Raw genomic sequence first — 12200 nt, 5'->3', positions numbered from 1 at the left:
AAACCTTCTTAATACTGAGTGACCCTGAACTAATTCTAGATATTATACATAAATATCAACGAAATAAAGGGGCTTGTCAGCAAAGGTTGACACTACTAGCATTTATTTTTACACAACTAAATTAATCTCCTGATTTTTAACCAAGATTATTTATGCTTTAAAAAAGCCGAATAACGAAAATGAAGAGGGTTTTATTATTTTTTTTAGTTCAAAATCGATAAGATATTCGACATCCTTTACTAAAGGGCTTAGTTCTCGACGGATCACCTTTTTGATAGTTTTACATCCATTATCAAAACAAAAAAGGAGATACTCTAATGCATTTATTGCCTTTTCTTTCTTATCCGACTCAGTCAGATATTCAAAAAATTGGGATGTCTCTTTTATTTGAAATGACTTAGATTGCTTTTGGCATTGTCTCTTTTTAATCTCGCTAATCGTCTCACTAAGAATAGGGATTAAAATGCTGAGTTGATTATCGATATTTGAGACATTAAATGCCGAACTCAAATAGAGCTGACGTCTTTGTTTAGAGAGTTTCTTTATTGCTGACATTTGTATTTCATTCATATTATTTTAACCTAGTTAGAAGGATTATTTATTAACCACTTTTCTATTTTTTATAAATAAAAAATCTCTCTATTTATTAAATAGCAAATCGCTTACAAATTAGACATTTGAAAATATATTGAGAAAATAGCTCTGTGGTACGTTTTTGCGGTGATATTTAACGCTATTTATCATACTAAACTCAATACTATTTTCTTTCAAAAAAGGAATATTATGATTAAAATTACAAACATTTCACTATAGAAGCACACATTAACCTTTAAATACAATTAGTTATAAACCATCCTTCCCCAATAAGAACTTACTCTTTTTTAAATTTTTTTATCACAATAGTTTCTTGTTAAAACAATAATCCTATTACCAATAAAATAACAAAAACACTTTATGTTATTTAATGCCTTATTTTAAAATAATATCTTATTACTTCCTTCATTATGGTTATTTTATATAAATAACACTTTTGCCAATTTTTATACAAAAAAACCGCAGAAAGGCTTCTACGGTTTTTATTTAAAATGACTAAAAGGTGAAAATAATAATTTATTCCTTTTTCTTACCACCCATTGTAGTTTTTAATTTTCCTATTAGCTCTTTTCTAAAATCGCCTAACCTAGGTTTATTATCATCAATCCACGGTAAAGGACGGCATAACTCCATTGCTTTTATTCCTAAGCGTGCCGTTAATAAACCGGCTCCAATACCTTGAGCTGCTCTTGTTGATAATCGAGCTGCAAGATCTTGTGAAAGCCAGTCCATTCCGACTTCTCTAACCAATTCTGTCGCACCCGCAAATGCAATATTAACCAGAACAAGGCGAAAGAGTTTTAAACGACTATAGTAGCCTAATTCGATACCGTAAATTTCTGCTATGCGATTAATTAAACGAATATTACGCCAACCAATAAAGGCCATATCAACCATCGCCAGCGGACTAACCGCGATCATTAAGGTTGATTCAGCGGCAGAACGGCTAATTTCGGCTCTTGCTTGTTTATCTAAAATAGGTTGAACAAGTTGGCTATAAAGTTCTAATACCTCTTTATCATTATGTGTGTCATGTAATGCACTTTGCCAACGAATTAATGCCGGATGTTGAGAGCCAATACCCGCTTGTTTAGCGAGTTTTTCGCAAAATGGTCGGCCGTTCCCCATCGCATGGCTATAAAGTAATTCTTTTGCTTTATCTCTTTCATCTGCGCGTTGTCGTAAACGATAAATACGGCGCCACTCTGTTATAACTGATCCAATACCCGCAACAACAATTAACCCACCAGCACTGGCTGCGCCCAACGCAATCCAGTCAGAATTTATCCATGAGTCATAAATCCACTGTCCAGTTTGAGCAATAACACTAATCCCTAAAATGGTACTCGCAATCGTTAATAACCGTTTCCAAACACTTTTTTTCGGTTTTAAAATTGATTGGACATCACCTTCTAATTGCCCTTCATTCTCTTCATCTAATTGAGGATCAATAGGCAAAAATTGCTCATTTTCATTAAAGCCAACACCTTTTTTCAAGATGACTTCTTCTTGAAGTATGGGCTCTTTAAAATCAATTCGCGATTTTAATGGCTCATTCATTTTAATTTATCCCCTAATAAAAACTCCATTGCACTATCCATACGGATATGAGGAACCGCACTATCTCTTGATATTTGCTGTGGTCTAAAAGATTCGAAACTAAAACCTTGTTTTTCCCAAAATGCTTTTTCAGGTAATCGCTTAGGAACCTCACCAGGGAAATACACCAACGGTTTGTTATCGCTTAAACGGAAACCTTTTAATGCTGGAATTTTTTCACCATGATGATCAACAATCCCACTTTCAGTCGCTGCAATAGAAGCAAGCCCCATGCAATCAATGCTGATCCCTTCAAAAATAGCATTTTGTTTAGCATCTTGAATAAGCTGCTGGAGCAATGACACTAAATTTTCATGTTGATCAACTGTGATATGGTCAGCTTTTGTGGCTGCAAATAAAAGTTTGTCGATACAAGGTGAAAATAAACGTCTAAGTAAGGTTCTTTTTCCATAATGAAAACTGCGCATTAATTGTGTTAATGCTTGGCGCATATCATTAAAAACATCTGCGCCTTGATTTAAAGGTTGTAGGCAATCAACCAAGACAATTTGTCTATCAAATCCTTGGAAATGATCGCGATAAAAGCCTTTTACCACATGCTGTCCGTAATATTCATAACGCTGTTTTAGCATACCAATATTAGTACGCTTATCAGCGTTCTTTAATTTAGCGATATCGTATTTTTGTAAATCAGCCCAAGGGAAAAACTGCAAAACAGGGGCTCCCGCTAATTCACCCGGCAATACAAAACGTCCTGGTTGAATAAAATGAAGCCCTTCTTTTTTACATGCTAATAAATAGTCAGTGTAAGCAGAGGCAATATCGGCTAATAACGTTTCATCAGCTGGCGCAAAGGGATCACACTTTTTAAGAAGTAATTGCCAATTTTGTTCTGGTGATGTTCTTTGGCGATTAACCTTATTTATTTGCTCTGACCATTCAAAATAGTCTTGTTCGAGCATAGGTAAATCTAATAACCACTCACCGGGATAATCAACAATTTCTAAATAAAGTGAAGATGTCTCTTTTATAAAACGTGTTAAAGATTCATTAGAACGATAGCGAAGCTGTAAACGAATTTCGCTAACCCCTTTAGTAGGAACAGGCCAACTTGGCGGCGTATGATAAAGTGACTCCATTCCTTCATCATAAGTAAAACGAGGAATATTTAAATTATGTTGAGGAATACGTTTTACACCTAGTAGTTGCTTATTTCGTGCTGCTGAAAATAGCGGTAAACGCGCCCCTGTGTGCACATTAATAAGTTGATTAACTAATGAGGTAATAAATGCTGTTTTACCACTTCGGCTTAATCCAGTTACGGCTAAACGAAGATGTCTATCAACACCGCGATTAATAAAAGCTGTAAGTTCATTTTGTAGGCGTTTCATGTTTCTCCCAAGACACTTGACGCGATAGCTTATTAAAGCCTGCTTTGATAATAGGTTCAGCTATCAATAGAACCAGCCAACGTAACGGTTTGCTACTTACTCGTTTTAATATACCGCCTGTGATTGCTGCTGGCCCAAATAAAGTGAATAACATTAACCCAAATGTTAACCCTTTTTTGGCTAATTGGGCGAGTTTATTTGTTTTTAAGGAAATAAATACTTGATTGGAATTCACAATATGCTCCTCAATCAGAAATTTTACTCTCTCACAATACAAGCGTTGAAAAGATAAACAGATTGAAAGAAAGACGCTCCTAAAATGGAGCGTCTTATCAGATTAAATGGCAAAAATATTACAAATCTCGAAAGCGTTTATTTAACTGATAAGTAGAAGAGGTAATATAACGTTCCATTTGTTGTAAACGTTTTTCACCTTGCATCAATTGATTATCTACTCCGCTTAGAATTTCTTTTAAGCTCTCTTGCTGATCTTCACCTTGCAGGTAATTAGCAGGAGCAGGCTCCATAAAGAAACTTAAGACAAGATAAGCAATAATAGTTAAACCAAAAAAGCCAGCAAACAGCGCAATCACCGCAATAACCCTGACAAGTAAAACAGGAATATTAAAATAATGGGCTAGGCCTGCGCATACGCCACGGATCACGCCCTCTTGTGGCAAGCGATACAATTGTTTGCTCTGCATCGTCATTATGATTGCCTCCAGTTAGGATGTTCTGCATCAAGTATTTGTTCTAATGTCTTAATGCGCTCCTGCATTTGCTGAGCCTTATCCACCAGCGCGCTCAGTCGCTGCATTTCTTGTTGGGTTAGCTGAACATTGCCTCCACCTTTCTGGCTGTTGTAATGCAACCACAGCCAAATAGGGAGAATAAACAAAATAAAAATGGTCAGTGGTATTCCCAGAAATATATAGCCCATTACATATCCTTTATAAGATGGTTATTACGCTTGCTGTTACTCTTTGTTGATATTGATTTTAGCTTTTAATGCCGCTAATTGCGCGCTAATTTCGTCATCAGCTTTTAATTCAGCAAACTGTTGGTCTAATGATTTCTCTTTACCTAACCCGTAACTTTGAGCTTCACCTTCCATATGATCAATACGGCGTTCAAACTGCTCAAAACGCGCCATTGCTGCATCCATTTTGCCACTGTCTAATTGACGACGAACTTGGCGAGATGAGTTTGCTGCTTGATGACGCACAACTAAAGACTGCTGTTTTGCGCGTGTTTCAGTCAGTTTGTTTTCTAACTCGCTAATTTCACCTTTTAAACGCGTTAGCGTTTCATCAATAATAATTAGTTCGTGTTTCAATGTGTCATTAACTGATGCTACACGTTGTTTTTCGATTAATGCCGCACGAGCTAAATCTTCTTTTTCCTTAATAAGAGCCAACTCTGCTTTATCCTGCCAATCTTTCATCTGTTTTTCAGCTTGTTCGATACGGCGTTCTAATCCTTTCTTTTCAGCTAAAGTACGTGCTGAAGTTGTACGGATCTCAACTAACATATCTTCCATTTCTTGGATCATTAAGCGGATCATTTTTTCAGGATCTTCCGCTTTATCTAATAAAGAAGCGATATTGGCATTAATAATGTCAGCAAAACGTGAAAATATACCCATGATGTTATCCTTAATAGCTATGCTAATTAGTGACGTAAAGTTATTTCAATAATGGCGTACTCTCGTAACGCCTGCATACTTTAGTTAATACAATTTGCGTGCCAACTTTTAGAATTCACTTAACCTATTAATAATTGGTGATTTATATTATTCGCCTATTTTTCGAACACCTGATAGACTGGCAAAAAATACCTCAATATGGTGAATTTAACCAATGAATGAGAATTTAGAGACAATAATCGGTATTGATAGTCAATTTATTGATGTATTAGAACAAACCTCAGCGCTTGCTCAATTAAAAAAGCCTGTATTAATTATTGGTGAAAGAGGTACAGGTAAAGAGTTGATCGCTCATCGATTACACTACCTTGCTCCTTGGTGGCAAGGGCCTTTTATTTCAATCAACTGCTCTGCACTTAATGATAATTTACTTGATTCTGAACTGTTTGGTCATGAAGCAGGTGCTTTTACGGGCGCTAAAAATCGTCATCAAGGGCGCTTTGAACGTGCCGATGGAGGTTCTCTTTTTCTTGATGAACTGGCGACAGCCCCCATGCTTGTACAAGAAAAGCTCTTACGCGTTATTGAGTATGGTCATTTAGAGCGTGTTGGAGGCAGTCAATCTCTACATGTTGATGTGAGGCTTATATGCGCGACAAATGCCGATTTACCCGCAATGGCGGAAGAAGGTAAATTTCGTGCTGATTTACTTGATAGGTTAGCGTTTGATGTGATTAGGCTTCCACCATTAAGAGAACGGCGTGCCGATATTATGTTGCTTGCTGAAAATTTCGCTATCTCAATGTGCCAAGAGTTAGGTTTACCCTTCTTTCCTGGTTTTAGTGATAGTGCGCGCCAAGTGCTTTTAGATTATTCGTGGCCCGGTAATATTCGTGAGCTAAAAAATGTTGTTGAGCGCTCAGTTTATCGTCATGGAACCAGTGATAGTGTACTTAATAATATTATTATTGATCCCTTTGCTGGCCTTCAAACACCCAAAACGCCCATATTAAAAAAATCATCTAAAGAAAATTTTTCAATACCTACATTACCGTTGGATTTACGCCAATGGCAAAATGATATAGAAAAAAAATTAGTTAATGATGCATTAAAAGAGAGTTTATATAACCAGAAAGAGGCTGCTGAAAAGTTATCACTAAGCTACGATCAATTTAGAGGGCTAATTAAAAAACATCAAATAATAACTTAATATATTGATAAATTTAGTTTTTTAATCGCTAGAGAATTTTGTAAACAATAGACAAAAAAAAAGCCAGCACCCGAGCTGGCTAGTAAAAAAATACTGGAAGCAATGTGAGCAATGTCGTGCCCTCTGCGGAAAACCTCTTACCGCCGAAGGACAATACGGATGATAATCTTTATCATTAGCATTTGTAAAGCATTTTATTGAGAATTTTTCTCACTTTGTTTTTTTGACTATTTGGGGATAGAAAGTTTTTTAAGTTACAATAGCAAAATCGTTTCTCTAAAAGACATTATTTATGCGCCCTATTTTATTTATTGGTACTTTGCTACTCACCTTTACAAGTGCAACTTGTATCGCGGATGTAGCACCCAAAACACAAGCGCCATCTATAACGCTTGAGCCAACTCCAATTAATCAAAATGGCTTTGTTTATTGTGTTGATGGCAGTGTAAATACCTTTAATCCACAATTATCAAGTAGTGGATTAATTATTGATCCTCTGGCTGCACAGCTTTATGACCGTCTTTTAGATGTTGACCCTTACACTTATCGCTTGATCCCTGAAATCGCAGCTCGATGGGAAACATTAGATAATGGCGCAACCTACCGCTTTTATTTACGTAAAAATGTCTCTTTTCAACAAACATCTTGGTTTACACCAACACGAAAACTTACCGCTGATGATGTTATTTTTAGTTTTGAAAGGATGATTAATCCACAAAACCCTTTCAATCAAGTTAATGGCGGTAAATATCCCTATTTTGATAGCTTAAGTTTTGCCAATAATATCCAATCGATAAAAAGACTAGGCCAATACACAGTAGAATTTAGCTTAAAAGAGCCTGACGCCTCTTTTTTATGGCATTTAGCAACACATTACGCCCCTATTCTTTCTGCTGAATACGCACAGAATTTAGAAAAATCAGGCGATCAAACACTACTTGATTGGAAACCAGTAGGAACAGGCCCTTTCTTTCTAGATGAATATCAACCGGGGCAATTTGTTCGTTTATTTAGAAATAAAGATTACTGGAAAGGCCAACCAAAGATGCAACAGGTTGTTATTGATATGGGTGCAGGTGGTACAGGTCGTATATCTAAATTACTCACTGGTGAATGCGATGTTCTAGCCTATCCGGCAGCAAGCCAATTAAAAGTCTTACGTGACGATCCGCGACTAAGGTTAACCTTGCGTTCTGGTATGAATATCGCTTATTTAGCCTTTAACACCAGTAAACCACCACTCAATGATCTTAAAGTTCGTCAAGCTATTGCTTATGCCATTAACAATGAACGTTTAATGGAATCTATTTATTATGGTACAGCTGAAACAGCGGCATCCGTGCTCCCCCGCGCATCTTGGGCTTATGATAATCGAGCAAAAATTACAGAATATAACCCTGAGAAATCAAAACAAATTCTTAAAGAGTTAGGCCTTGATGGACTAAAACTAAATCTTTGGGTACCTAGCGCTTCACAATCTTATAACCCAAGTCCATTAAAGATGGCTGAACTTATTCAAGCAGACTTAGCGCAAGTCGGCATTCAAATGAATATTCGGCCTATTGAAGGTCGATACCAAGAAACGAGCATGATGGATCGCACCCATGATATGACTTTATCGGGTTGGTCAACTGACAGTAACGATCCCGATAGTTTTTTCCGTCCTCTTTTTAGCTGTGCGGCAATTGGTTCACAAACTAACTTGAGTCATTGGTGTTTACCTAGTTTTGATGATATTTTAAAAAAAGCGCTTTATAGTCAGCAACTTGCTTCAAGAATGGATTATTATCATGAAGCTCAGGATGTTCTTGCTCAAGAGTTACCGGTGTTACCTTTAGCTAACTCTTTACGTATGCAAGCATATCGTTATGATATTAAAGGGTTGGTATTAAGCACCTTTGGTAATGCGTCTTTTGCTGGTGTTTATCGAGAGGCAGAAGTAGACGAACAAAATCACAAGAAAGAGGCTATAAAATAATCCATGATTATTTATTCAATACGTCGATTACTTTTATTACTTGTGACACTGTTCTTCTTGTCGCTAGTGAGCTTCAGCCTAAGCTATTACACGCCCAATGCCCCATTAAGTGGCGCATCACTCACTGACGCCTACTTTTTTTATGCCCATAATATGATCCACTTTGATTTTGGTATTTCCTCTATCAATGGTGAGCCCATCAAAGCACAATTAGTGGAAGCACTTCCAGCAACCATGGAGCTTTGTACATTAGCCTTTCTTTTTGCCCTTATTGTAGGTATTCCTGCTGGTATTATTGCGGGGGTTTGGCGTAATAAATCCGCTGATATTATTATCAGTAACTTCGCACTCTTAGGTTTTTCTGTCCCTGTATTTGGACTTGCATTGCTGTTAACTCTTTTCTTCTCATTAAAATTAGGTTGGCTGCCTGTTTCAGGTCGTATTGATTTGCTTTATAACTTGCAACCTATTACTGGTATTGCATTAGTGGATGCATGGTTATCTGATTCACCTTATCGCCAACAAATGATCATTAACGTATTACAACATCTAATTTTACCCGTAATAACTCTGGCTATTGCACCAACCACTGAAGTTATTCGCTTAATGCGAAACAGTACGGAAGAAATTATGTCAGAGAACTACGTGAAGGCAGCCGCAACTCGAGGTCTCTCACGTTTTACAATTATTCGTCGCCATATTCTTCATAATGCTTTACCCCCTATCATCCCTAAATTAGGCTTACAGTTTTCCACCATGCTTACACTCACTATGGTGACAGAAATTGTATTTAACTGGCCAGGACTAGGTCGTTGGTTAGTCACAGCTATCCGCCAACAGGATTACTCTGCTATTTCAGCTGGCGTAATGTTGGTGGGTTCAATGGTCATTATCGTCAACGTCTTATCCGATATTGTGGGCGCAATGAGCAACCCAATGAAACACAAGGTGGGATATGCCTTTAGATAGCCAATTTTATAAAGAGAAAAAAACACCCACACCCGCAGCGGTGATTTGGCAATGTTTTTCTAAAGACGTTATCTCAATGGTAGGGTTTTATGGTGTTCTTTTTCTCTTAGCGCTCAGTATTATAGGCCCTTATATTGCGCCTTATGCGCTCGACCAACAGTTCTTTGGTCATCAACTAACGCCTCCGTCTTGGTATCAAAACGGCAATGTCTCCTATTTCTTTGGTACAGATGATTTAGGACGCGATGTATTTAGCCGAATTTTAATTGGTACCAGCATGACCTTTGGTGGTGCATTTATTGTCACTTTTGCAGCAACACTGATGGGATTAATAATCGGCTGTTTTGCAGGCATGACGCATGGCTTAAAATCCGCTGTTCTTAATCATATATTAGACACTTTGTTATCAATTCCATCCTTGCTACTCGCTATTATTGTTGTGGCTTTTGTAGGAACAAGTCTTGGTCATGCCATGATAGCAATTTGGTTGGCGTTGTTACCTCGTTTAGTCAGGATGATTTACTCCGCTGTTAATGATGAATTAAACAAAGAATATGTTATTGCTTCTCGACTTGATGGTGCATCGAATATTTCCATTTTATGGTACACAGTACTGCCTAATATCACGCCTGTATTGGTTTCTGAATTAACACGCGCATTCTCAATTGCTATTCTGGATATTACAGCATTAGGTTTTCTCAATTTAGGTGCTCAACTTCCTTCACCCGAATGGGGCGCGATGTTAGGTGATTCATTAGAGTTAATTTATGTTGCTCCTTGGACAGTCTTAATTCCGGGCGCCACTATTATGATAAGTGTTTTACTGGTGAACCTTTTAGGTGATGGTTTACAGCGTGCAATAAATGAGGGAGTTGAATAATGCCTTTATTAGATATACGCAATTTAACCATTGAATTTATGACTCCCGATGGCCCAGTAAAAGCGGTAGATCGTGTTTCTATTACCTTAAATGAAGGTGAAGTGAGAGGCCTTGTTGGTGAATCGGGATCAGGTAAAAGCTTAATTGCAAAAGCAATTTGTGGCGTTACGAAAGATAATATCAGTGTGACAGCCGATCGTTTCCGTTTTGATGATATCGACTTACTTAAATTATCACCAAGAGCACGACGTCGTGTCATTGGCCATAATGTCTCAATGATTTTCCAAGAGCCACAATCTTGTCTTGATCCTGCCACAAAAATTGAGCAACAACTTATACAGGCAATTCCCGGCTGGACGTTTAAAGGGCATTGGTGGCAACGCTTTCATTGGCGAAAACGCCGTGCAATTGAACTATTGCACCGTGTGGGTATTAAAGATCATAAAGACATTATGCGCAGTTACCCTTATGAATTAACTGAGGGTGAATGCCAAAAGGTGATGATTGCTATTGCTATTGCAAATCAACCTCGATTACTGATTGCGGATGAACCCACTAACGCAATGGAACCCGCAACACAAACCCAAATCTTTCGTTTACTGACTCGACTCAATCAAAATAACAATATGACCATTTTGTTGATTAGCCATGATTTGCAATGGATGAGTAAATTGGCGAATAAAATTACGGTTATGTATTGTGGGCAAACGGTCGAAACAGCATCTCCTGACGAGTTGTTAGTCACACCTTATCATCCTTATACTCAAGCGTTGATCCGCTCTATTCCCGATTTTACCAACTCATTGGCACATAAGAGCCGTTTAAATACATTACCCGGTGCAATCCCCTCACTTGAGCATTTACCAGTGGGTTGCCGTTTAGGGCCTCGTTGCCCTTATGCGCAGCGACAATGTATTGAAGCACCTCGGTTACGTTTATTTAAAAACCATGCCGTGGCTTGTCATTTTCCATTAAATGTGGAGCCAACTGATGTTCGATAAACTGCTTGAGGTAAAAAACCTATCAAAAACATTTCGCTATCGTACTGGATTATTTCGGCGTCAACAGTTGGAAGCCGTAAAACCTGTCAGTTTTACGCTAGAACCCAAACAAACTTTAGCCATTATTGGCGCTAATGGTTCAGGAAAATCTACACTCGCGAGAATGTTGTCAGGTGTGACTGAGCCTACGGGTGGTGATATTTTTATTAATGGGCATCAACTCACTTTTGGTGATTACCCTTATCGTAGTCAGCGAATTAGAATGATATTTCAAGATCCCACTAACTCATTAAATCCGCGCCAACGTATCGGTCAAACATTAGAGATCCCTTTACGCCTAAATACAGACTTAAGTGCGATTGAGCGTGAGAAACGAATTTATCAAACATTACGCCAAGTGGGTCTTTTACCTGAACATGCAAACTATTACCCTCATATGTTTGCATCAGGTCAGCGCCAACGAATTGCGCTTGCACGAGCATTGATATTGCAACCTCAAGTTATTATTGCCGATGAGGCAATAGCTTCACTGGATATGTCTTTACGCTCACAAATTATAAACTTGATGTTAGAACTGCAAGAGACTCATGATATTGCCTATATTTATGTGACACAAAACTTAGGCATGACAAAACATATTAGCGATAAAATTATTGTGATGGATAATGGTGAAGTCGTTGAACGTGGCAATACAGCAGAAGTTCTTGCATCGCCGTTACATGAAGTCACGAGGAGATTAGTCGCAAGTCACTTTGGTGAAGCCTTAACAGCAGAAGCTTGGCGTCAAGATTTGACTTAAGTGTAAACAATATAGGCATAATGTTGATTGCACATTATTTCACCCTTTTCCCTTAACTCCTCGGAGGTGCTAGGGAAATTAAACAAATTTACAAATGTCGTGGTAGAATCAGCCACGTTTATTAACAATAAGCGTGATAACCTAACAGATAAATAAAACTGTGAATGATGTTA

Annotated in this window: 13 protein-coding genes; 6 read left to right on the top strand and 7 right to left on the bottom strand. The window is 37.8% G+C overall.

Going from position 1 to position 12200, the window contains the following annotated elements:
* Positions 1 to 150: 150 nt before the first annotated feature.
* From D7029_RS08335 to pspA, 7 genes are all read right to left on the bottom strand, one after another.
* Complete coding sequence (locus D7029_RS08335; RefSeq protein ID WP_228766750.1) at positions 151 to 570, bottom strand: hypothetical protein; 420 nt, start codon at positions 568 to 570, stop codon at positions 151 to 153.
* A 540-nt stretch (positions 571 to 1110) separates the two neighbouring features.
* On the bottom strand, positions 1111 to 2154 hold the full coding sequence (locus D7029_RS08330) for a YcjF family protein (RefSeq protein ID WP_194952383.1): 1044 nt from the start codon (positions 2152 to 2154) through the stop codon (positions 1111 to 1113).
* A complete protein-coding gene (locus D7029_RS08325) occupies positions 2151 to 3545 on the bottom strand; it encodes a YcjX family protein (protein ID WP_088495733.1) in 1395 nt (464 codons plus the stop codon). The genes D7029_RS08330 and D7029_RS08325 overlap by 4 nt, the downstream gene beginning before the upstream one ends.
* The gene (locus tag D7029_RS08320; protein WP_227719017.1) at positions 3526 to 3780 is read right to left on the bottom strand and encodes a peptide permease; all 255 of its coding nucleotides are present in this window, start codon (positions 3778 to 3780) and stop codon (positions 3526 to 3528) included. The genes D7029_RS08325 and D7029_RS08320 overlap by 20 nt, the downstream gene beginning before the upstream one ends.
* A 118-nt stretch (positions 3781 to 3898) precedes the next feature.
* Complete coding sequence (gene pspC, locus D7029_RS08315; protein WP_088495734.1) at positions 3899 to 4255, bottom strand: envelope stress response membrane protein PspC; 357 nt, start codon at positions 4253 to 4255, stop codon at positions 3899 to 3901.
* Positions 4255 to 4485, bottom strand: coding sequence for an envelope stress response membrane protein PspB (gene pspB, locus D7029_RS08310; RefSeq protein ID WP_069369279.1), 231 nt, complete (start codon positions 4483 to 4485; stop codon positions 4255 to 4257). Before pspB ends, pspC begins: the two co-directional genes overlap by 1 nt.
* Before the next feature lie 36 nt (positions 4486 to 4521).
* On the bottom strand, positions 4522 to 5190 hold the full coding sequence (pspA, locus tag D7029_RS08305) for a phage shock protein PspA (protein WP_072062534.1): 669 nt from the start codon (positions 5188 to 5190) through the stop codon (positions 4522 to 4524).
* Positions 5191 to 5404: 214 nt separating this feature from the next.
* On the opposite strand from pspA, the gene pspF reads away from it, so the two are divergent.
* From pspF to sapF, 6 genes are all read left to right on the top strand, one after another.
* Positions 5405 to 6400: a phage shock protein operon transcriptional activator gene (gene pspF / locus D7029_RS08300; RefSeq protein WP_194952382.1), complete on the top strand. Its 996-nt coding sequence runs from the start codon at positions 5405 to 5407 to the stop codon at positions 6398 to 6400.
* Positions 6401 to 6692: 292 nt separating this feature from the next.
* Positions 6693 to 8378 carry an ABC transporter substrate-binding protein SapA gene (sapA, locus tag D7029_RS08295; protein ID WP_194952381.1) on the top strand — a complete coding sequence of 562 codons (1686 nt, stop codon included), beginning with the start codon at positions 6693 to 6695 and terminating at the stop codon, positions 8376 to 8378.
* 3 nt (positions 8379 to 8381) lie between these two features.
* Complete coding sequence (gene sapB, locus D7029_RS08290) at positions 8382 to 9347, top strand: putrescine export ABC transporter permease SapB (RefSeq protein WP_088496042.1); 966 nt, start codon at positions 8382 to 8384, stop codon at positions 9345 to 9347.
* Entirely contained in the window at positions 9334 to 10227 is an 894-nt protein-coding gene (gene sapC / locus D7029_RS08285) for a putrescine export ABC transporter permease SapC (protein ID WP_088495737.1), read from the top strand. Before sapB ends, sapC begins: the two co-directional genes overlap by 14 nt.
* Positions 10227 to 11228: a putrescine export ABC transporter ATP-binding protein SapD gene (sapD, locus tag D7029_RS08280; protein WP_088495738.1), complete on the top strand. Its 1002-nt coding sequence runs from the start codon at positions 10227 to 10229 to the stop codon at positions 11226 to 11228. Before sapC ends, sapD begins: the two co-directional genes overlap by 1 nt.
* Positions 11218 to 12027, top strand: a complete 810-nt coding sequence (gene sapF / locus D7029_RS08275) for a putrescine export ABC transporter ATP-binding protein SapF (RefSeq protein ID WP_023582326.1) — start codon at positions 11218 to 11220, stop codon at positions 12025 to 12027. Before sapD ends, sapF begins: the two co-directional genes overlap by 11 nt.
* The last annotated feature ends 173 nt before the right edge of the window (positions 12028 to 12200 follow it).

It is taken from the genome of Proteus vulgaris, assembly GCF_016647575.1.
GTDB lineage: Bacteria > Pseudomonadota > Gammaproteobacteria > Enterobacterales > Enterobacteriaceae > Proteus > Proteus mirabilis_B.
This window is presented reverse-complemented; position numbering and strand designations above follow the sequence as displayed.

Bases quoted from the DNA above. Each gene is read 5' to 3' on its own strand.
- D7029_RS08335 (WP_228766750.1), bottom strand. From the start codon at position 570: ATGAATGAAATACAAATGTCAGCAATAAAGAAACTCTCTAAACAAAGA.
- D7029_RS08330 (WP_194952383.1), bottom strand. From the start codon at position 2,154: ATGAATGAGCCATTAAAATCGCGAATTGATTTTAAAGAGCCCATACTT.
- D7029_RS08325 (WP_088495733.1), bottom strand. From the start codon at position 3,545: ATGAAACGCCTACAAAATGAACTTACAGCTTTTATTAATCGCGGTGTT.
- pspC (WP_088495734.1), bottom strand. From the start codon at position 4,255: ATGACGATGCAGAGCAAACAATTGTATCGCTTGCCACAAGAGGGCGTG.
- pspB (WP_069369279.1), bottom strand. From the start codon at position 4,485: ATGGGCTATATATTTCTGGGAATACCACTGACCATTTTTATTTTGTTT.
- pspA (WP_072062534.1), bottom strand. From the start codon at position 5,190: ATGGGTATATTTTCACGTTTTGCTGACATTATTAATGCCAATATCGCT.
- pspF (WP_194952382.1), top strand. From the start codon at position 5,405: ATGAATGAGAATTTAGAGACAATAATCGGTATTGATAGTCAATTTATT.
- sapA (WP_194952381.1), top strand. From the start codon at position 6,693: ATGCGCCCTATTTTATTTATTGGTACTTTGCTACTCACCTTTACAAGT.
- sapB (WP_088496042.1), top strand. From the start codon at position 8,382: ATGATTATTTATTCAATACGTCGATTACTTTTATTACTTGTGACACTG.
- sapC (WP_088495737.1), top strand. From the start codon at position 9,334: ATGCCTTTAGATAGCCAATTTTATAAAGAGAAAAAAACACCCACACCC.
- sapD (WP_088495738.1), top strand. From the start codon at position 10,227: ATGCCTTTATTAGATATACGCAATTTAACCATTGAATTTATGACTCCC.
- sapF (WP_023582326.1), top strand. From the start codon at position 11,218: ATGTTCGATAAACTGCTTGAGGTAAAAAACCTATCAAAAACATTTCGC.